Origin of the sequence: Micromonospora sp. NBC_00858 (assembly GCF_045207365.1) — a bacterium.
In the GTDB taxonomy this organism is placed as follows: domain Bacteria; phylum Actinomycetota; class Actinomycetes; order Mycobacteriales; family Micromonosporaceae; genus Micromonospora.
The window spans coordinates 4,443,150-4,463,707 of sequence record NZ_CP108828.1 but is presented as its reverse complement, the minus strand read 5'-3'; the positions used below and the strand labels follow the sequence as shown (position 1 = coordinate 4,463,707).

At 70.7% G+C, this 20,558-nt stretch carries 17 protein-coding genes; 6 read left to right on the top strand and 11 right to left on the bottom strand.

Going from position 1 to position 20,558, the window contains the following annotated elements; all coding sequences use genetic code 11:
• Positions 1-95 precede the first annotated feature (95 nt).
• Positions 96-1,457 (top strand): cellulase family glycosylhydrolase, encoded by a 1,362-nt coding sequence (locus OG990_RS20740; protein WP_406076864.1) that lies wholly within the window; start codon positions 96-98, stop codon positions 1,455-1,457.
• Between the two features lie 55 nt (positions 1,458-1,512).
• Here OG990_RS20740 and OG990_RS20735 read toward each other — a convergent pair whose 3' ends face one another.
• From OG990_RS20735 to OG990_RS20705, 7 genes are all read right to left on the bottom strand, one after another.
• Positions 1,513-1,833 carry a multidrug efflux SMR transporter gene (locus OG990_RS20735; protein WP_328425142.1) on the bottom strand — a complete coding sequence of 107 codons (321 nt, stop codon included), beginning with the start codon at positions 1,831-1,833 and terminating at the stop codon, positions 1,513-1,515.
• A 7-nt stretch (positions 1,834-1,840) separates the two neighbouring features.
• The gene (locus tag OG990_RS20730; protein ID WP_406081835.1) at positions 1,841-3,094 is read right to left on the bottom strand and encodes an RNA polymerase sigma factor; all 1,254 of its coding nucleotides are present in this window, start codon (positions 3,092-3,094) and stop codon (positions 1,841-1,843) included.
• A 24-nt stretch (positions 3,095-3,118) separates the two neighbouring features.
• Positions 3,119-3,520 carry a YciI family protein gene (locus tag OG990_RS20725; RefSeq protein WP_328425144.1) on the bottom strand — a complete coding sequence of 134 codons (402 nt, stop codon included), beginning with the start codon at positions 3,518-3,520 and terminating at the stop codon, positions 3,119-3,121.
• 107 nt (positions 3,521-3,627) lie between these two features.
• Entirely contained in the window at positions 3,628-5,766 is a 2,139-nt protein-coding gene (locus tag OG990_RS20720) for an alpha-galactosidase (protein WP_406076861.1), read from the bottom strand.
• Positions 5,763-6,677 carry a carbohydrate ABC transporter permease gene (locus tag OG990_RS20715; protein ID WP_386989177.1) on the bottom strand — a complete coding sequence of 305 codons (915 nt, stop codon included), beginning with the start codon at positions 6,675-6,677 and terminating at the stop codon, positions 5,763-5,765. Before OG990_RS20715 ends, OG990_RS20720 begins: the two co-directional genes overlap by 4 nt.
• Positions 6,674-7,630, bottom strand: a complete 957-nt coding sequence (locus tag OG990_RS20710; protein ID WP_386989174.1) for a carbohydrate ABC transporter permease — start codon at positions 7,628-7,630, stop codon at positions 6,674-6,676. Before OG990_RS20710 ends, OG990_RS20715 begins: the two co-directional genes overlap by 4 nt.
• Positions 7,631-7,651: 21 nt before the next feature.
• Positions 7,652-8,977, bottom strand: a complete 1,326-nt coding sequence (locus tag OG990_RS20705; protein WP_386989171.1) for an ABC transporter substrate-binding protein — start codon at positions 8,975-8,977, stop codon at positions 7,652-7,654.
• A 284-nt stretch (positions 8,978-9,261) separates the two neighbouring features.
• Between OG990_RS20705 and OG990_RS20700 the strand changes: the two genes are divergently transcribed.
• Both OG990_RS20700 and OG990_RS20695 read left to right on the top strand, forming a co-directional pair.
• The gene (locus OG990_RS20700; RefSeq protein WP_406076858.1) at positions 9,262-11,265 is read left to right on the top strand and encodes a beta-galactosidase; all 2,004 of its coding nucleotides are present in this window, start codon (positions 9,262-9,264) and stop codon (positions 11,263-11,265) included.
• 36 nt (positions 11,266-11,301) lie between these two features.
• The gene (locus tag OG990_RS20695; RefSeq protein WP_386989165.1) at positions 11,302-12,078 is read left to right on the top strand and encodes a DeoR/GlpR family DNA-binding transcription regulator; all 777 of its coding nucleotides are present in this window, start codon (positions 11,302-11,304) and stop codon (positions 12,076-12,078) included.
• 24 nt (positions 12,079-12,102) lie between these two features.
• On the opposite strand, the gene OG990_RS20690 is transcribed toward OG990_RS20695, so the two are convergent.
• The gene (locus tag OG990_RS20690) at positions 12,103-12,321 is read right to left on the bottom strand and encodes a hypothetical protein (RefSeq protein ID WP_406076856.1); all 219 of its coding nucleotides are present in this window, start codon (positions 12,319-12,321) and stop codon (positions 12,103-12,105) included.
• A 725-nt stretch (positions 12,322-13,046) separates the two neighbouring features.
• On the opposite strand from OG990_RS20690, the gene OG990_RS20685 reads away from it, so the two are divergent.
• Positions 13,047-14,003 carry a sporulation protein gene (locus OG990_RS20685; RefSeq protein ID WP_406076854.1) on the top strand — a complete coding sequence of 319 codons (957 nt, stop codon included), beginning with the start codon at positions 13,047-13,049 and terminating at the stop codon, positions 14,001-14,003.
• Between the two features lie 65 nt (positions 14,004-14,068).
• On the opposite strand, the gene OG990_RS20680 is transcribed toward OG990_RS20685, so the two are convergent.
• A complete protein-coding gene (locus OG990_RS20680) occupies positions 14,069-14,356 on the bottom strand; it encodes a hypothetical protein (protein ID WP_406081833.1) in 288 nt (95 codons plus the stop codon).
• A gap of 261 nt (positions 14,357-14,617) precedes the next feature.
• Entirely contained in the window at positions 14,618-16,660 is a 2,043-nt protein-coding gene (locus tag OG990_RS20675) for a glycerophosphodiester phosphodiesterase family protein (protein ID WP_406076853.1), read from the bottom strand.
• A 191-nt stretch (positions 16,661-16,851) separates the two neighbouring features.
• On the opposite strand from OG990_RS20675, the gene OG990_RS20670 reads away from it, so the two are divergent.
• Positions 16,852-17,274: a hypothetical protein gene (locus OG990_RS20670; protein ID WP_328425165.1), complete on the top strand. Its 423-nt coding sequence runs from the start codon at positions 16,852-16,854 to the stop codon at positions 17,272-17,274.
• Positions 17,275-17,344: 70 nt separating this feature from the next.
• Here the strand turns inward: OG990_RS20670 and OG990_RS20665 are convergent, their stop codons facing one another.
• Entirely contained in the window at positions 17,345-19,564 is a 2,220-nt protein-coding gene (locus OG990_RS20665; RefSeq protein WP_406081831.1) for a HelD family protein, read from the bottom strand.
• A 223-nt stretch (positions 19,565-19,787) separates the two neighbouring features.
• Between OG990_RS20665 and OG990_RS20660 the strand changes: the two genes are divergently transcribed.
• Positions 19,788-20,423, top strand: coding sequence for an SGNH/GDSL hydrolase family protein (locus tag OG990_RS20660; RefSeq protein WP_328425167.1), 636 nt, complete (start codon positions 19,788-19,790; stop codon positions 20,421-20,423).
• Positions 20,424-20,558 lie beyond the last annotated feature (135 nt).

Below are 20,558 nucleotides of genomic sequence, written 5' to 3'. Positions count from 1 at the left end.
CGTCGGGATCCGGGCGGCGGCTGTCGGGCTGCAGCCGCCTTCCCCTGTCACGTCCCACCCCTGTCGGGCACCGGGGGTCCTCCCTGAGGAAGGCCATGAAGACTCGACTCTCCGCCGCCGGCGCGGCCCTGCTCGCGCTGCTCGTCGCCGTGCTGGCGTTCGGCCAGCCGGCACACGCCGCGGCCGGTTTCTCCGTCGCGGGCGGCAAGCTGTACGACGCCAACGGCACCGAATTCATCATGCGCGGGGTCAACCACGCGCACACCTGGTACCCGCAGCAGACCAGTTCGTTCGCCGACGTCAAGGCGCTCGGCGCGAACACCGTGCGGGTGGTGCTCTCCAGCGGCGACCGGTGGACCCGTAACACCAACGCCGACGTGGCCAACGTCATCTCGACGTGCAAGGCCAACCGGCTGATCTGCGTACTGGAGGTGCACGACACCACCGGCTACGGCGAGCAGAGCGGCGCGATCACCCTCGATCGGGCCGTCGACTACTGGCTCAGCATCGCCGACGTGCTCGCCGGCCAGGAGAAGTACGTCATCGTCAACATCGGCAACGAGCCGTACGGGAACCAGAACTACGCCTCCTGGGCCACCGACAACGCCAACGCGATCAAGCGGCTGCGCGCCGCCGGGCTGACCCACACGATCATGGTGGACGCGCCGAACTGGGGGCAGGACTGGTCGTTCACCATGCGCGACAACGCCGCCTCGGTCTTCGCCGCCGACCCGGCCCGCAACACCGTCTTCTCCATCCACATGTACGGGGTCTTCGACACCGCCGAGGAGATCAGCGACTACCTGGGCCGGTTCCGCACCGCGGGGCTGCCGATCGTGGTCGGCGAGTTCGGCTTCAACCACTCCGACGGCGACCCGGACGAGGACACCATCCTCGCCTACAGCCAGGCCAACGGGATCGGCTGGCTGGGCTGGTCGTGGAGCGGCAACGGCGGTGGCGTGGAGTATCTCGACATGGCCGCCGCCTTCAACCCGGCCAGCCTGACCAGTTGGGGCCAGCGGATCTTCAACGGCGCCAACGGCATCCGGCAGACCGCCCGGGAGGCAACGGTCTTCGGCGGCACCCCGCCGCCGACGACCCCGCCACCCACGACCCCGCCACCCACCACTCCGCCGCCGACGACTCCGCCGCCGGCCGGTGGCTGCACCGCGACGTACACGATCGTCAACCAGTGGCAGGGCGGCTTCCAGGGTGAGGTGCGGGTGACCGCCGGCGCGACCGCGATCACCGGCTGGAGCGCCCGGTGGACCTTCGCCAACGGGCAGAGCGTCAGCCAGTCCTGGAACGTGACGCTGACCAGCAGCGGAGCCGCGGTGACCGCGCGCAACGTGGACTACAACGGCCGGCTGGCCGCCGGCGCCAGCACGAGCTTCGGCTTCATCGGCGGCTGGACCGGCAGCAACGCCAAGCCGGAGGTGAGCTGCACCGCGAGCTGACCGACGGGCAGGTGGCCGGGCCCGCGACGGGCCCGGCCACCGCGACCCTTCGTGGTCAGTGCTCCCCGGCCAGGTTCACGATGACCACCCCGGCGATGATCAGCGCGATGCCGCCGAGCTTGGCCAGCCCGACCGGCTCGTCCAGGAACACCGCACCGATCGCCACGATGGTGGCGGTGCCCAGGCCCGACCAGAGGGCGTACGCGACCCCGACCGGGATCTCCTTGACCGCCTGGGCCAGCAGGATGAACGCCACGACGTAACCGCCGAGGCAGGCCACCGTCGGCCAGAGCCGGCTGAACCCGGCAGTGGTCTTGAGGAGGCTGGTCGCCAGCACCTCGGCGGCGATGGCGATCCCCAGCAACACGTACGCCATGCGGCCCTCAGTCCTTCGTGGTGGGTTGGTGCGCCACGGCGGCGAGTCGGGCCGCCCGCATGGTGAGGTAGCGCTGCTCGGGCAGGCTGCTCGTACGCCCGGCGGCGGCCCGGTAGTCGGCGATCGCCCGAGTGTGGTCGCCGGCCATCTCGTGCAGGTGGGCGCGGGCGGCGGACAACCGGTGGTGCCCGGCCAGCCGTGGGTCGTCGGTCAGCGCGTCGAGGGCGGCCAGGCCGGCCTCCGGCCCGTGCACCATGGCGGTCGCCACGGCCCGGTTGAGAGACACCACCGGGCTGCCGGACAGTCGCTCCAGCACCTCGTAGAGCGCCAGGATCTGCGGCCAGTCGGTCGCCCCGGTGCTCGGCGCCTCGTCATGCAGCGCGGCGATGGCGGCCTGCACCTGATACGGGCCGACCGGCCCGCGCGGCAGCGCCCAGGTGACCAGCGCGACGCCCTCGGCGATCGCCGCCGCATCCCAGCGGGTGCGGTCCTGATCGGCCAGTGAGATCAGCTCGCCGGAGGGCCCCGTGCGGGCCGGGCTGCGTGCCTCGGTGAGCAGCATCAACGCCAACAGCCCAGCCGACTCGCTGTCGGTGGGCAGCCGGGCGTGCAGCGCGCGGGTCAGCCGGATCGCCTCCACCGCGAGGTCGACCCGGCGCAGGTCCGGGCCGGCGGTGCTGGTGTGCCCCTCGGTGAAGATCAGGTAGAGCACCTGCCGCACGGCGGCGAGCCGGTCGGCCCGTTCCGCCTCGTCGGGCATCCGGAACGGCAGCCCGGAGGAGCGGATGCGCTGCTTGGCCCGGCTGATCCGCTGCGCCATGGTCGCCTCCGGCACCAGGAACGCACGGGCGATCTCGGCGGTGCTCAGCCCGCCGACCGCGCGCAGGGTCAGTGCGACGGCCGACGCCGGGGCGAGCGCCGGGTGGCAGCAGAGGAAGAGCAGGACCAGGGTGTCGTCCCGCTCGGTGGTCAGCTCCTCGTCCGCCGCCGGTGCGTGCTGTCGGTCGTACGGGTCCCGTTGGGCGACCAGGTCCTCCCGGCGACGCCGGGCCTGCTCGCCGCGGACCAGCTCGATCATCCGGCGGTAGCCGACCTGGATCAGCCAGCCGCGCGGGTTCGTCGGCGTCCCCTCGGTCGGCCACTGGGTGGCGGCGGCCAGCAGGGCCTCCTGCACCGCGTCCTCGGCGGTGGCGAAGTCCCCGAACCGACGGGCGAGCACGCCGAGGACCTGCGGCGCCAACTCGCGCAGCAGGTCCTCGATGCGGGGATCGGTGGTCGTCAGCCCTCACAACTCCACGGGTGGGGCGGACATCACGGGGTGCACCTCGATCGGCATGTTCAGCGGCCGGCCGCCGGGGCCGGGTGCGGTGGAGATGTGCGCGGCGATCTGGACAGCCCGGTCCGGGGTGTCGCAGTCGACGACCCAGTAGCCGGCGAGGAACTCCTTGGTCTCGGCGAACGGCCCCTCGGTGACCACCGGCGCGCCGTCGGCCCCGGCGCGGACGATCCGGACCTGCGCCGGGCCGCCCAGCCCCTGGCCGTCGACCATCTCGCCGTCGCTGACGAGCTTGTCGTTGACCTCCTGCATGAAGCCGATGTGCGCCCGGATCTCCTCGGGGCTCCAGGTGTCGATGCCCGGGAAGTCGGTCCCGGCGGCGCTGAACTGCATCAGCAACATGTACTTCATGGTTTCGCTCCTCACGCCTGCGCACCATCTTCGGTGCTCTCACCCTGAGGTAGAAGCAGGCGGCACCGTTCTCGACACCCCGACCCAAAGAATCTCCGAGAATTTTGTCAGCCGGTGGCGATGACCTCCAGGACCAGGCTCTGCTCCGGGTGCAACGCGGGCAGTTGCACCCCCATCCGGGCCAGTGCCGCCCCGCTGAGCGTGACGCCGGTGGCCAGCCAGCCCGGCGCGGACCGGTCGATGGTCGCCGGGGGCGGCACCTCCGACACCGGTCGGACCAGGTAACGCCGGCCCGGGTCCAGGCCGGGCAGCCGGACCGCGCCGGGGGACTGCGCCACCGAGGTGGCCAGCCGGGCGATGGCGTACACCGCGTGGGTGCCGTCGTGGTCGACCACGCCGTGCGCCCAGACGGCCGGGTCCGGGTGGTCGACCCGGACCACGCGGCCGGCGTGCAGCAGCGGCCGGAGCCGCTTGTGCAGCGCCACCCAGGCGGCCAGGTCGGTCTGCTCGGCGGCGCTGATCGACGCGATGTCCCACTCGATGCCGTGGTGGCCGAAGAGCGCGGTGGCCGCCCGGAAGCCGAGGTCGTGCACCCGGTTGGTGGTGTGTGAGCGTTCCGGCCCGACGTGTGTGCCGACCAGTTCCGGTGGCAGCAGCAGCCCGGTCCAGCGCTGGATGCTGAGCCGTTCCAGGGCGTCGTTGCAGTCGCTGGCCCACACCCGGTCGGTGCGCGCCAGGATGGCCAGGTCCACTCGGGCGCCACCGGACGCGCAGCTCTCGATCTCCACGCCGGGGTGGCGGCTGCGCAACTCGTCGAGGAGCCGGTAGACGGCCAGGGTCTGCTCGTGCACGCCGGGGCGGCCGTGGTGCCCGGCCTCGGTGAGGTCCCGGTTGTGGTCCCACTTGAGGTAGCTGATGCCGGGGTGTTCGGTGAGCAGCTTGTCGAGCCGGTCCAGCAGGTAGTCGTACGCCTCCGGGCGCCCCAGGTCGAGCACCTGCTGGTTGCGCCAGAGCGGCGGCAGCCGTCCCGGCACGGCCAGCAGCCAGTCGGCGTGCGCGCGGAACAGGTCGGAGTCCGGGTTGACCATCTCCGGCTCGACCCAGAGGCCGAACTCCAGGCCCCGGCCCGTCACGTGGTCGATCAGCGGTTGCAGGCCGTCGGGCCAGACGCCCTCGTCGATGAACCAGTCGCCGAGCCCGGCGGTGTCGTCGCGCCGGCCGCGGAACCAGCCGTCGTCGAGGACGAACCGCTCGACGCCGATCTGCGCGGCCCGGTCGGCGAGCGCACACAGCCGGTCCAGGTCGTGGTCGAAGTAGACCGCTTCCCAGACGTTGAGGGTCACCGGGCGGGGGGAACGCGGGTGACCGGGCCGGGCGCGCAGGTGGGTGTGCAGCACGTCGCTGAGCCCGTCCAGCCCGGCGTCGGACCAGACCGCGTAGAGCAGGGGAGTGGCGTACGACTCGCCGGGGCCGAGCCGGATCTCGGCAGGGGCCAGCAGCTCGCCGCCGCCGAGGGTCGACTCGCCGGTGGGGCGGCGCTCGGCGAAGGTGACGTGGTCGCCGCTCCACGCGGTGTGCACCGCCCAGACCTCGCCATGGGCGAAGCCGAACCCGGCGGTGCCGGCCACGAGCAGCAGGGTGGCGTCGTGCCCGGTACGCCCGTGCCGCCCCTCGCGGACCCAACTGCCCTGCTGCCACGGGTGCCGCTGCGGGGACCGTTCCCGACACCACCGGCCGGTCAGGTCGAGCAGTTCGGTGGCGACCGCCGGCACCGGCAGCACCGGGGTCAGCTCCCGCAGCTCGTACGCGCCGTCGCCGTCGTTGCGCAGCCGGTGGCGCAGCAGCAGCAACCCGGTCGGGTCCACCTCGATCTCGATGGTCAGGGACAGCTCGGCGGCCGGGTCGCTGGCCCGTACGGTCACCCGTGCCGAGCCCTCGTCGGCCGGCTGGTCGACGTCGAGGCCGTCCAGCCGGAAAGCGGTGGACCAGCCGGTGCCGTCGCGGTGCCCGGCCAGCCCTGGCCGGCCGCTCCAGCCGGCGCTCGCCTCGGGCAGCAGGGAGAGCACGGTGGGCTCGTCGAAGCTGCTCGGCACCACCGGCGGTACGGTCGCGTCGGCGAGCTGGCGCAGGCCGTCGTCGTCGAGGTCGCCGACGTCGCCGCCCCAGTGCACGATGCGGGGCAGCCCCGGGCCGCGCGCGTCGAGCACCAGGCTGGTCCGCGCGCGGCGCAGGTGCAGGATCGTCATCCTTTGGAGGCTCCCAAGGTCAGGCCCCGGACGAAGTGCCGCTGGAGCATAAAGAAGATCACCAGGGTGGGGATCGCGACGAGCACGCTGCCCGCCGAGACCAGGTTGTTGTCGGTGAAGAACTCACCGCGCAGGTTGTTCAGCGAACTGGTCACCGGGAACTTGTCGCCGGTGCGCATCAGCACGGTGGCCCAGAAGAACTCGTTGTAGATCCAGGTCACCTCCAGGGTCGCCAGCGCCGCCAGGGCCGGCCGGCACAGCGGCATGGTGACCTGCCAGTACTGCCGCCAGATGCTCGCCCCGTCGACCATCGCCGCCTCGTACAGGTCGCGGGGCAGCGCCTTCATGTAGTTGCTGAGCACGAAGACGCAGAACCCGCACTGGAAGGCCACGTTGATCAGGATCAGCCCCCAGTAGCTGTCGTAGAGCAGCTCCGAGTCGCTCATGAACTCCGGCAGCGGCACCTCGGTGAACAGCCGGAACAGGGGGATGAGCAGCGCCTGCTGGGGCAGCAGGTTGGCTGCCGTGAACACCCCGAGCAGCACGAGGTTGAGCTTCCAGCTGAACCGCGCGATGACGAACGCCACGCACGAGGCGAGGAAGAGCGTCAGCAGCACTGCCGGCACCGTGATGTACACCGAGTTGAGGAAGTGCTTACCGAACTCCGCCGTCTGCCAGGCGGTGACGTAGTTGTCGATGGTCCAGCCGCCGAACGAGACGTAGCCGTTGGCGGCGGTGTACTCGTAGGAGCGCAGCGACGTCAGCACCGCCCAGGCGATCGGGAAGAGCCAGGTCAGCGAGACGACGATGAGGAAGCCGTGCAGCAGCAGCCGCAGCGGGGTCAGCTTGCGGCGGCGGCCGGGGGCGTCGGCTTCGCCTTCGGTACGCCGGGTCACGGTCGCGGTGCTCATTCCCGGTTCTCCCTCATCACGGTCGCCAGGTAGATGGTGATGAAGACGAGCGAGACGACCAGCATGATGGTCGCCAGCGCCGAGCCGAACCCGATCCGGCTCGCCTCACCCACCACGTTCTGGGTGACCAGCGCGGAGATCAGCTCCAACCCGTTGCGGCCCTTGTTGACCACCCAGACCAGGTCGAACGCGCGCAGCGACTCGATGACCGTCACCACCAGCACGATGATGTTGATCGGCCGCATCACCGGGAACACCACCCGGAAGAACGCCCGGCTCTCCGAGGCGCCGTCGACCGCGGCGGCCTCCCGCAGCGACGGGTCGACGCCCTTCAGCCCGGCCAGGTACAGCAGCATGATGTAGCCGACGTGCCGCCATCCGGAGGCGACCATGACCGCCCAGATGTTGACGTTCGAGTCGCCGTACCAGTCGATGTTGCTGCCGAAGACCGCGTTGATCAGACCCTGGTCGCGGGAGTAGAGCAGCTGCCAGACGAAGCCGATCAGTGCCAGCGAGAGCACCACCGGCAGGTAGAGCGCGGTCTGATAGAACCGGCTGCCCCGCAGTTCCTTGTCGAGCAGGACGGCAAGGAACATGCCGAACGGGGTGGCGACGACGAACAGCGCCGCCAGCCAGAGCAGGTTGTGCTGGACCGCCGGCACGAACGGCGGGTAGATGTTCACCACGTCGCTGTAGTTGCGGGCGCCGACGAATTCGATCTCGTTCAGTGGGCCGATGCCGTCCCAGTTGGTGCCGGAGAGCAGCACGGTGGCCACCGCCGGCAGCCAGACGAACCCGGTGACGAGCAGCAGCGGGACGAGCACCATCAGCGTGATGACCACGCGGTCGGTGCGGGACAGGAGCCGTAGCCGCCGGCGACGACCACCCGTGGAGGTGGTCGCGGCCGGCGGCGGCACGGCGCGATCCGCTTGGATCAGGGGCAGGTCGGACACGATGTCCTCCCCTTTCCGCCGTCAGTCAGTGAAGATCGACTTCTTCTGGTTCTCGATGCTCGAGGTGAGCCCGCCGATGTCCTTGGGGTCCTTGATGAACTGCTGGAGCGCCGGGATGATCACCGTGGAGGCGAAGTCCGGCCGGGTGTCCCGGTCGAGGAACTGGGCGATCTCGGTGGCCGACCCGACCAACTCGGCAGCCTTCTTCTGCAGCGCGGTGTAGCCGCTGACGTCCGCGCCGCTGTTGGCGACGAGGGTGGCCGGGTCGTTCTTGACCGTGATGTCCGCAGCGGCCTTGCCACCGAGGTACTCCAGCAGCTTCCTGGCGTTGTCCTCGTTCTTGGGCTTGCGGGCCATCATGTAGCCGTCGATCGGTGCGTCCAGCGCCTTGGCGCCGATCGCCGGGTCGATCTCGGGGAAGGTGAAGAAGTCGAGGTCGCTCTGCTCCTCGTTGCTGAACTGCTGGCCGACGAAGAGACCGAGCAGGTACATGCCGCTCTTCTTCTGCTGCAGCGACTGCGCCGCCTCCTGCCAGGTGCGGCCGAGGCTGTCCGGCTGGTGCAGGGGGAGCAGGCCGGCCCAGGTGTCGAAGACCTTCTTGACCTTGTCGGAGGTCCAGGCCTCCTTGCCGGCCATCAGGTCGATGTGGAACTGGTAGCCGTTGATCCGCAGGTTGAGGATGTCGAAGGTGCCCATCGCCGGCCAGCCGTCCTTGTCGGCGAAGGCGATCGGGGTCAGGCCGTCCTTCTTCATCTGGCCGGCGAGGGTGGTGAATTCGTCGAGGGTCTTCGGCTGCTGGTAGCCGTACTGCTGCCAGACCGACTTGCGGTAGAAGACCGCCCACGGGTAATACGACGCCGGAACGAAGTATTGCTTTCCGTCATCCCCGGTGGACGCCTTCTTGAAGGCGTCGGAGTAGCCCGAGAGCTTGCCCCACACGTCGCTGATGTCGCCGGCCAGGCCCTTCTGGGCGAAGAAGCGCATCCGGTAGCCGGCGAACCAGGTGAACACGTCGTCCGGCTTGCCCTGCAGGTAGTTGTTGATGTTCTCCTGGAACGTGTTGTGGTCGACCGTGTTCACCGCGACCTGGACGCCGGACGAGGTCTTGAAACCGTCCGTGACCTTGGCGACGACGTCCTTCGGTTTCGGGTCGGACTGGTTCGAGCCGAGGGACACGTCCTTCGAGTCGGACCCGCCGGAGTCGTCGCCGCAGCCGGCGAGCAGGCCGGTGCCGAGCAGCGCGCCCGTGCCGGCAGCGCCGGCCAGCAGCGAGCGTCGGTTGATGCCGGCGACAGAGGACGGTACGAGCCGAGCCAGGTACTCGGCTTGGGATCGGGGACGGGACATCTGTGCCTCCTGCGAATGAAGAGGTGCTACGCCCAAGGGCCGTCAGGGGTGGTGAAGGCAGGTTCGGCGCCGTGAATACACATCGGGATCCCACGAGAATCCACATTGGCAAACACGAACGGCCATTGGGGCCTCAAGCTACCCGTCCGCCGGGCGCTGTCAAGAGGGCAATTCGCCTCCCAGAACTCAGTCGTGACACGGCTGTTACGTGGTAAACGTTGGAAAAGAAATCGATGTTGGAACCTGTTGACTTCCGTGGGTTGCCAGGTGCACCCTCAGCTCTCATGCGGCGATGGCAGGGTGACGGCATCTATTTCGGCGGCGACTACAACCCCGAGCAGTGGCCCGAGCAGACCTGGTCGGAGGACGTCGAGCTGATGCGTCAGGCCGGGGTCAACCTGGTCTCCGTCGGCATCTTCTCCTGGGCCCTGCTGCAACCCGCCCCCGACCGGTTCGAGTTCGGCTGGCTGGACCGGGTGCTGGACCTGCTGCACGACGGCGGCATCCAGGTCGACCTGGCCACCGCCACCGCCAGCCCTCCACCATGGCTGGCCCGTGCGTACCCGGAGACGCTGCCCCGCCGCGCCGACGGCGCGATCCTCTGGCCGGGCGGGCGGCAGGCGTACTGCCCCAGCTCCCCCGTGTTCCGGGAGCGGTCGCTGGAGCTGGTGCGGGCGGTCGCCGGCCGGTACGCCGAGCATCCGGCGGTGGTGATGTGGCACGTCTCCAACGAACTGGGCTGCCACAACGTGCACTGCTACTGCGACGTCAGCGCACAGGCGTTCCGCGATTGGCTGCGCGAGCGCTACGGCGACCTGGACCGGCTCAACGAGGCGTGGGGCACCGCGTTCTGGAGCCAGCGCTACGGCGACTGGGCCGAAATCAACCCGCCGCGCACCGCGCCGACCTTCGCCAACCCCACCCAGCAGCTGGATTTCCTGCGCTTCTCCTCCGACGAGCAACGGGCCCAACTGCGCGCCGAACGCGAGCTGTTGAAGACGCTGGTCGGCCAGCCGGTGACCACCAACTTCATGATCGGCACCGGGATCAAGTACATGGACTACCACTCCTGGGCCGACGACGTGGACCTCGTCTCCAACGACCACTACCTGACCGCCGCCGACCCGCAGGCGCACGTCGGGTTGGCGCTCTCCGCCGACCACACCCGTGGCGTCGCCGGTGGCGATCCGTGGCTGCTGATGGAGCACTCCACCAGCGCCGTGAACTGGCAGCCGCGCAACGTGGCCAAGCTACCGGGGCAGATGCGCCGCAACAGCCTGGCGCACGTCGCCCGCGGGGCCGACGGGGTGCTGTTCTTCCAGTGGCGCGCCTCCCGGGCCGGCGCTGAGAAGTTCCACTCCGCGCTGGTGCCGCACGCCGGGCCGGAGACCAAGGTGTTCCGCGAGGTCTGCCAGCTCGGCGCGGACCTCAAGGCGCTGGCCGAGGTGCGCGGCAGTCGGGTGGACGCCGAGGTGGCCATCCTGTTCGACTGGGAGGCGTGCTGGGGCGTCGAGCTCGACTCGCACCCGAGCGTCGACGTCCACTACGCCGACCAGTTGGCCGCCCTCTACGGCGCGTTGTGGCGGGCCGGCGTGACCGCCGACATCATCCACCCGTCGGCGGACCTCAGCGGCTGCCGACTGGTCCTGGCACCCACCCTCTACCTGGTCCGCGACGCCGACGCCGACGCGCTGAGCCGGTTCGTCGAGGCCGGCGGCACCGCGGCGGTTACCTACTTCAGCGGCATTGTGGACGAGAACGACCACATCCGGATGGGCGGCTACCCGGGCGCCTTCCGGGAACTGCTCGGCGTACGGACCGAGGAGTTCTTCCCGCTGCGCGAGGGTGAGCGGGTCCGGCTGGACGACGGCAGCACGGCCGACGTGTGGACCGAGTGGCTGCACGCGGAGGGCGCCGAGGTGCTCGCCTCGTACGCCGACGGGCCGTTGCCGGGCGTACCGGCGCTCACCCGGCATTCGGTCGGCGCGGGCACCGCCTGGTACGTCGGCACCCGGCTGGACGAACCGGCCACCGACCGGCTGGTCGCCCGCCTGCTCGACGAAGCCGGAGTCCGCCCGGCGGCGCAGGCGCCGACCGGCGTGGAGGTGGTGCGGCGTCGCGACGGCGAGCGAAGCTGGCTGTTCGCGATCAACCACACCGAGGCCGAGGTACGACTCACGGCGACCGGCACCGAGCTGTTGACCGGAGTGCGGTGTGCCGGTGAGCTGACGGTGCCGGCCGGCGAGGTGGCCGTGGTCCGCGAGGACCGGGCCGCCGACCCAGCCTGATCCGGCGACAGCGTCGGTGCGAAGGAGGTTCCCCAGGTGCTCGCCCAGCAGCGGCAGACCGCCATCCTCGATCTGATCCGTCAGCGTGGTGGCGTACGGGTGAGCCACCTGGTCAGCCGGTTCGGCGTGTCCGACATGACGATCCGGCGTGACCTGGAGGTGCTGGCCGAGCGCGGGCTGGTGGACAAGGTGCACGGCGGCGCGACGCTGGCCGGGCCGGGCTCCGCCGAGGAGCCCGGCTTCGCCGCGAAGTCGATCCGCCAGCAGGCGGAGAAGCGGGCCATCGCCGAACGGGCGGCGACCATGGTGGAGCCGGGGATGGCCATCGCGCTCTCCGCCGGCACCACCACCGCCGCGCTGGCCACGCTGCTCTCCGACGTACGAGGGCTGACGGTGGTGACGAACTCGATCCCGGTGGCCGACGCGCTCTACCAGAATCCGCGCGCCGACCAGACGGTGGTGCTCACCGGCGGCATCCGTACGCCGTCGGACGCGCTGACCGGGCCGGTGGCCGAGGCGGCGATCAGCGCGCTCAACGTCGACCTGCTCTTCCTCGGCGTGCACGGGCTCAGCCCACGGACCGGCCTCACCACGCCGAACCTGCTGGAGGCCGGGGTCAACCGCTGCCTGATCGGCGCCGCCCGACGGCTGGTGGTGCTCGCCGACCACACCAAGTGGGAGACGATCGGCATCGCCACCATCGCCCCGCTGGAGGCCGCCGACGTGCTGATCACCGACGTCGGGCTGCCAGCGGAGGCGCGTACGGCGATCGGCGAGCAGGTCGGCGAGCTGATCCTCGTCGAGGCCGACTGACGGCCTGACGCTCCGACCGCAGCGTCAGTCCGGCCGCCCAGCTTGCCGTTGTTTGAGGAGGTACGGCAGCGCGAACAGGTACAGACCGGTGAACAGGAGCAGGGCGAGGGGAAACAGCGGCACGTAGGACACCCAGACGACAGGCTCGTCCTGTGCCAGGGCGACGAAGGTGACGATGACGGTCACCGTGAAGGCGATGGCCAGCCAACGGTGAATCTGTCGCACCCACCGGTTCGAGTTCAAGGAAGCCTCCTTTGAGGACGCCTAGCCCGGCGATGTGCCGGGTGGGATGTCGATGGCGGTCACGCTAACCGCGGCTCGTCGACCAGGGCTTCTCGATTCCTGACCGCTTGCACTCGGGCGTCATCGGGGACGCGATTTCTGACGGCAGTGCGCACCTTTCAAGCCCTGTAGAGCTGCCCCAGAAATGGGGCGGGGGCCGCCCGGAGGGCTCGATTCAGGGGTGCGGGGTTGGCCGGAGACCCACGAACCGGCGCAGCCCCTTGATCATCTGCCCTTCCGCCGACATTGCGGTAATCCCCAGCGAGCCGCGATATCGGCGAGATGGAGTCGATGAAGCGGCTCAGCTCCGGTGAGGCGGGCCGATCGCGCCGCTCGCCCCATATCTGGGGCAGTTCGACAGGGGCCGACCGGGGCAGGGCGGCTGCGCTCGGGGGAGTGCGAGGGTCTTCAGCTCTCCTGGGAGAGGCGCTGGTCGATCAGGACCTGGATGCCGTCGAGGATCCGCTGTAGGCCGAACTGGTATAACCAGTCCCGGTCGGCCTCCGGGTCGTCGGTCGAGGCGAAGCCGGTGTCTCCGGTCGGCGGTGCTGGTGGGCCACATCATGGCGAGCGTGGTGGCGGCCACCTGCACTTCACAGGCACCTCACAGGGCTGCTGGATAAAGTGCCTGCGAGTCAACGTCCGACTCCATCCTGGAGCGGTCGGCTGTCGCACAGGAGTTTCCGATGGTCTTCAAGAAGATGTTGAGCGCGTTCGGTGTGGGCGGTCCCAGCGTGGACACCGTGCTGACCAACCCCAACACCCGGCCCGGCCTGACCCTCGACGGGCAGGTCAACCTCGTCGGCGGTGACAGCCCGGCGGCGATCGAGCAGGTCGTGATCGGCCTGGTCACCCGGGTCGAGGTCGAGGGCCATGACACGGAGTACGCGGGCACCATGGAGTTCCACCGGATGGCCGTCAGCGGCCCCCTCCAGCTCGCGCCCAAGCAGCAGGTCTCGATCCCGTTCCAGCTTCCGGTTCCGTGGGAAACCCCGATCACCGACGTGTACGGCCAGCGCCTGCACGGCATGACGATGGGCCTGCGCACCGAGCTGGCCTTGGCCCGCGCCGTGGACAAGAGCGACCTGGACCAGGTGGCGGTGCACCCGCTTCCGGTGCACGAGCGGATCCTGGAGGCGTTCCAGCGGCTCGGCTTCCGGTTCAAGCACGCTGACCTGGAGCGCGGCCACATCCGGGGCGTGCAGCAGACGCTGCCGTTCTACCAGGAGATCGAGTTCTTCGCCTCGCCGCAGTACTCCAGCACGATCAGGGAGGTCGAGCTGACCTTCGTGACCAGCCAGCGCGGGGTCGAGGTGATCCTGGAGTGCGACAAGCGGGGTGGCTTCCTCAGCGCCGGGCACGACGCGTTCGGCCGCTACCAGGTGTCGCACGCCGACGTCGACCGGGTGGACTGGGCGCAGGTCGTCGACGGCTGGCTGCGCGAGACCACCTCCCGCTACGGCAACCTGCGTACCCAGGGCTTCGGGCCGGGTCACGGGCACAGCCGGGGGCGCGGGATGGGAATGGGCGGCATGGTGGCCGGCGCGGCACTCGGCGTCGCGGGCGGCATGATCGCCGGCGAGATGATCGAGGACGCCTTCGAGGGTGACGCCGGTGAGGACTTCGGCGGATTCGACGAGTAGTCGCCAGATGCGACGGTGGCCTCCGGGAGATTCTCCCGGAGGCCACCGTCTCGTCTCATGGCGCGTCAGCGCCGCCTGTTGCTTCGCTCCTTGCCGGACCGGCGTGCGGATCCGGCCTTCGACAGACCACGGCTGACCAGGTAACCACCGGTCAGGATGGTCAGGAACCACCACGCCTGGTTCGGGTTGTTGATGTTCAGCCCGTTGGTGGCGGAACCCCGCCAGAACGCGGCGATCACGACGACTGCGACCGCAGCAGCGTAGATCCAGAATTCCGTCGTCAGGAACGCCTGCTTGGTCTCCGTACCCGGCGACGGCATCTGTTCCCGGTGCCCGTCAGTCATGACCGGCATTTGCTGGGTCTGCATCGACGCCGGATTCTGCACGTCCGACATCGGCCGGTTCATCGGCCTGGTGGAAGCAGCCTGCGTGCTCATCTGGTCCTCCTCAGGATGCGATGAGTCGTACCTGCATTCCCTCGCCCCGCTACCGCGTTTCGGCCACGGCAGGGTTCGCGTTCGTGGCGGGGACACCCCCCGACTACCCGAGGCCCCTGAGCAGGTAACACCGAACGCCGGCCGGAAAAGCCGGCCGGCGTTCGGGTGGTCAGCGCGTCAGCGCAGGCCGTTGCGCACCGCCACGCTCACCAACAGGTCCGGGTCGTCGGTGATCATGCCGTCGACACCGAGGTCGATGACCCGCTGCATCACCCGCGCGTCGTCGACGGTGTACGGGATCACCTTCAGGTCATAACGCGTCTGAAGGGTCCGCACGTCCGGTCCGTGGAAGTACGCCGGGTTCTCCCGCAGGTACCAGTCAGCCGAGGCGACCGTGCCCTGGCGCGAGTCGTGCACCTGCCAGTTCGCCGACACCGTGCCGGCACCCGCGGCCCGGGTCAGCTTGCCCAGGTCCTGGTACTTCCACCAGTCCAGCCCACCGGTCCACGGGCTCCGCACCGACGGGTCGCCGTACACCGCCTCCAGCGAGCACTCGTCGGCGAGGGTGGCGCACTCGGCCGGGCCGTACTGCCAGACCAGGCCGACCGTGCCGATCCGGCGGTCGAGCTGCCGCGCGTAGGTGATGGTGCGCCAGTCGAACGACTGGATGGTGGCCCGGCTGGTGAAGCCGGCCCGCTGGATCGCCTCGACCAACTTGCGGGTGAAGCTGCGGTACGGCTCGGTGTCGTTCACCACCGGGCTGATCTTCGTCTCGATGTTCATGCCGATGTCGTTGCGCCCACTCGCCTTCACCAGGGCGAAGACCTCGTCCAGGGTGGGGATTCGGGCACCCGGCGCGGGCACCTGAGCGGGCAGCTCGGGCAGCGTCTTCGTGCCGCAGTCCACGGTCTTGAGCTGCGCCAGGGTCAGCTCGTGCACCGGCTTGCCCACGTACGGGAACTGCCGGTCGCCGGGGCGTACCGGCGCGGTGTCGACGCAGTGCGAACCGTTGACGGTGCGGTCGTGCAGCACGACGAGCTTGCCGTCGGCCGTCACGCCGGTGTCCAGCTCCAGCGTGGAGATGGCCCGGTTGGCCAGTGCGTTGGCGAAGGCCGGCAGGGTGTTCTCCGGCCGGGTGGCCCGACCGCCGCGGTGCGCCTGGATGTCGAACGGCGCCGCGTACGCCTTCGGCAGCCGGTAGCCGCGCTGCGCCAGCAGGCCGCGCAGCCGGTCCGGGTAGTCGGTGATGATGCCGTCCACGCCGTCGTCGATCAGCTTGGCCATGGTCGGCACGTCGTCGATCGTCCACGGGATCACCTTGATCCCGTACCGGTGCGCCTCGGTGACCATCGCCTTCGTCACGTACGGCTTGTAGCCGGGGTCGGTGACCGTGCCGTTCTGCGGGAAGCCGTGCACCGGCGAGAAGGCGCTGGCGCCGAAGCTGCGGATCGCCCGGATCGGGTCACCGCCGAAGTCGTCGATGTCCAGCCCGCCGAGCCACGGCGAAACGCCCGGCTGGCCGGTCTGCAGGAAGTCGTAGTTGGTCAGCGCGACCAGCGGCAGCTTCGGCTCGACCTGGCGCATCCGCATCAGCGCGCCCCAGTCGAAGCTCTGGATGGTGACCTGCTTGAGCAGCCCGGCGGCCCGGATCTCGGCCGCGGTGACCCGCACGAACTGCTCACGCGGCGCGGTCTCGGTCGGCGCGCCGGCCTCCACCTTGGTCTCGACGTTGAGCGTCACGTCCTTCGCCCGGTAACGGTTGACCAGCGCGAACACCTCACGCAGCAACGGCATCCGGGCACCCGGCACGGCGAGCTGACCGGGCTTGTCCGACAGGGTCTTCGAACCGCAGTCGAGAGTGCGCACCTGGGCCAGGGTGAGCGTGTTGACGTACTTCCCGACGTACGGGAACTCCGGGTCGCCGACGGTCACCGGAGCGGTGTCGACGCACTTGGTGCCGGTGACCTTCCGGTCGTGGGTGACCACGGCCTGGCCGTCCTCGGTGATCTGCACGTCCAGTTCGAGGGTGCTCACCCCGAGCTGGAGGGCGTTGCCGAAGGAGGCGAGGGTGTTCTCCACCCGCAGCCCGAGGCCGCCGCGGTGGGCCTGCACGTCGAATGTCCGGTCCGGTCGCGGCTTTGCCTGGACGGGCACCGCGAGCCCGGTAGTCACCGTCGCGGCCACCAGGGCCGCGATGGCGGTACGGCGTACTCTGCGCACGCTGTCATCCCCTCCTGCCGGCGGGCGTCTCCCACCGGTCGCGGGACAGCATGGACACCGGGAAAGACCTGTGGGCGGCTGGCGGGCGGCGCGACGGTGAACCGGGGTGGACGACCTCCCGGTCGCGGCGGGTTTGGTCGGCCGGTGGCCGGGCACGCAGTCAGTTCCACAGCTTCTGCGAGGTGATGGACGTGCGTGAGGACGACATGCGACAGGACGCCGCTCGCCGGGCCGAGGACCGGATCGCCGGCGGTGTGTACGGCAAGGGCGCCGTCGACGAGGTGACGCTGCCCCGCACGGATGTGGAGCGGGTGATCCAGGACGAGGACCCGTACGACCCGGCGCACCAGCCGGTCGACCCGAACGTGCTGCGAGACGGCGGTCCCACCCGGGGGCAGGGCGCGGTGACCACCACCGGCGGCACCGCCGGCCCGGCGAGCGTGCGTCGGGTGGCGCGGCAGCCGGAGCGGCACCGGGGCACGGTGGCGCCGACCACCACCGGCGACGCCACCACCGGCGGCCTGAGCACCCCGGCGGACGGCGGCAACACCAGCGACCAGTCCACCTCCGCCATCGGCCCAGCCAAGTCCATCAGGGACAGATCCCGAGACTGACCGCGGAGCGCGAGCCCGCCCGCCGCCCCCGCCGATCGACGGATCGGTGGGGGCGGCGGGCGGACGCCGGTCAGCGGGTGGGGCGCAGGATGCCCAGGCGTTGGGTGGCGCGGGTGAGCGCGACATACAGGTCGCTGCGCCCGCGCGGTGACTCGGCCACCATCCGGTCCGGGTCGACCACCAGCACCGAGTCGAACTCCAGCCCCTTGGCCTGCGCGACGGTCAGCACCACCACCCGGCTCTCCAGCTCCGGATGCTCGCCAACGGCGGCCTCCGGCAGCGCGGCGGTCACCGTCGCCCCCAGGACATCCACCCGACCGGCCGGCACGATCACGCCGAGTCGACCGTCGGCCAGCCCCGCCGCCTCCCGGGTGGCCGCCGCCACCAACTCCGCCGCCAACTGCTCGTCGGGCACCGCCCGGTCCCACGGCGGTACGCCGCTCTCCCGCACCGAGCGCGGCGGCCGCAGCGCCGGGTCGATCTCCGCCAGTACGTCGGCCGCGACCGCCATGATCTCGGCGGGGGTGCGGTAGCTGACCGTCAGCTCGGTCAACCGCCATCGCTGCGCCACGTACGGGGCGAGGGCGTCCGCCCAGGAGGGCGTGCCGGTGAGCGCGCCGGTCTGCGCCACGTCCCCGACGATCGTCATCGACCGGCTCGGGCAGCGGCGCATCAGCAGCCGCCACGCCATCGGCGACAGCTCCTGCGCCTCGTCCACGATGACGTGACCGAACGCCCACTTCCGGTCGGCGGCGGCGCGCTGCGCGGTGGTCAGGCGGTCGGCCTCCTCCTGCCGCTCCAGCAGCCGATCCGCGTCGATCAGGTCGATCACGCCGAGGATCTCACCGCCCTCGGCCTCGTCCTCGACGTCGATCGAGCGGGAACCCCGGGCGATCTCCAGCACGCCCTCGGCGTACTCCCGTTCCATCATGCGGATGCGATCCCGCCGGGCGGCGGCGGCGCGCTCGTCCTCGCCGAGCAGCTCGGCGGCCTCGTCCAGCAGCGGCACGTCGGCCGGTGTCCAGCCACCCGGCTCGCGGTGCAGCAGGGCCCGCTCCGCGTCGGTGAGCATCGGGGCGGCGGTGGCGATCCGGTCCGGGTCGGCGTACAGGTCGGCGAGCAGGCGCTGCGGGGTGAGCACCGGCCAGAGCCGGTCGAGGGTGGCCCGGATCTCCGGTTCGTCTCGCAACTCCCGGCGGATCTCGGCCCGGTCGGCCTCGTCGAGCAGGTTGTCCCCGCCCAGTGGGTCGGCGCCGATCCGTTCGGCCACCTGGTCGGCGAGCGCGTGCACGATCTCCACGTCGAACAGCGCCCGGGACAGGTTGTGCGGCCGGTCGGCGCGGCGCACCCGGTCCCGGGCAGCGCGCACGGTCTCCGGGCCGAGGGTCAGCGCCTCCCGCTCCACCTCGATCTCCAGCGGCTCGTTCGGCACCCACTGCCGGTCCTGTACGGCCAGCGCCAGCACCTCGGCCAGCACCGCTCGGCCCTTGAGCGCGGCGGTCTCGGCCGGCTCGGTCCGTTGCGCACTGACCCCGGGGAAGAGGTCGCCCTGGGTACGCAGCAGCACGCCGGTCTCGGCCAGCGTGGGCAGCACCTGGGAGATGTAGCGCAGGAAGGTCGCGTTCGGGCCGACCAGCAGGACGCCCCGGCTGGACAGCTCCCGCCGGTGTGTGTAGAGCAGGTACGCCGCCCGGTGCAGCGCGACCGCCGTCTTGCCGGTGCCCGGGCCGCCCTGGACCACCATCACCCCCGGCAGATCGGCGCGGATGATCCGGTCCTGTTCGGCCTGGATGGTCTCCACGATGTCGCGCATCCGGCCGGTCCGACCGGCGTTGAGCGCAGCGAGCAGCGAGGCCTCGCCGGTCAGCTCCTCGTGGGCGTCCGGAGCGGCGGTGTCGATGTCGAGCACCTCGTCGTTGAGCCCGGTCACCTTGCGCTGACGGGTACGCAGGTGCCGGCGGCGGCGGACGCCCTGCGGGTTGGCGGCGGTGGCGAGATAGAACGGGCGGGCGGCGGGAGCCCGCCAGTCCATCAGCAACGGGTCGTAGTCGCCGGTGGTATCGAAGATGCCGATCCGGCCGATGTAGCGGCGGGAGTCGTCGTCGCCGTCGAGACGCCCGAAACAGAGCCCGTCCTCCACGGCGGAGAACTGCTCGACCTGGTCGGCGTACATCGCTACCGAGCTGTCCCGCTGGGAGCGGTCCTGGCGGGTGCCGCCGGTGCTGCGCAGCTCGTCGGTGAGCCGGGAGGCGGCCTGCTCACGCAGCCCGTCCAGCCGGTCGTAGAGCATCGAGACGTACTCCTGCTCGCGGCCGATCTCGTCGTCGAGCGGCAATTCGCCGGAACCGCCGGAGTGCCTTGACAAGCCGTCTCCCTAAAGATTAGAATCCTTTGCAGGAACGGCTTTTAAGCCGTTCTTTTTTGTGCCCTCGAACTGTTGAAGATAGCGCGTCTCGCCGGCTCGGACCAAGCCGGACGGGCGGGCGCGCCCGGTGATCGTGAGGTGGCGGCGGATGATCCTGCGGACCGGGCAACGGGTGGTCTTCATCGGCGACAGCATCACCGACTGCGGCCGGCAGGGCGCCGCCGCGCCGTACGGCGAGGGCTACGTCAGCCTCGTCCGCGCCCTCGTCAGCGCCCGCCACCCCGAGTTGGAGCTGGAGTGGGTCAACCGGGGTGTAAGCGGAGACACCGTCCGGCACCTCGCCGCCCGCTGGGCGGACGACGCGATCGCCGAGCGCCCCGACTGGCTCTCCGTGATGATCGGCATCAACGACATCTGGCGGCGCTACGGCGACCGGCCGGACGAGGCCGTCCCGATCGACGAGTACGAGCGCACCCTGCGTGACCTGCTCCGCCGGGCGGTGGACGCCACCGGCTGCCGGCTGATCCTCGGCGACCCGTTCCTGATCGAGGCCGACCGCAGCGAACCGCAGCGCGCCGACACCGACCGGTACGCCGCGGTGGTGGCCGCGCTGGCCGCCGAGTTCAACGCGGTGCACGTGCCCACCCAGGCGGCGTTCGACCGGGTGCTGGCGGTCAGTCCGGCGAAGCGCTGGGCCGACGACCGGGTGCACCCCCACCTGCCCGGCCATGCGGTGCTCGCCGACGCGTTCCTCACCGCTCTCGGCGCGACCGTCAGCGCCTGACTCCAGCTCGACGCCGGTGCGCGTCGCTCGGCTATGTGCGGTGACGCCGGACACCAATGGGCCGGGCGCGGCGGGGCCGCAGACGACGACGCGCCGGGCCGACCACAAGGTCGACCCGGCGCGAACACCGCTGGA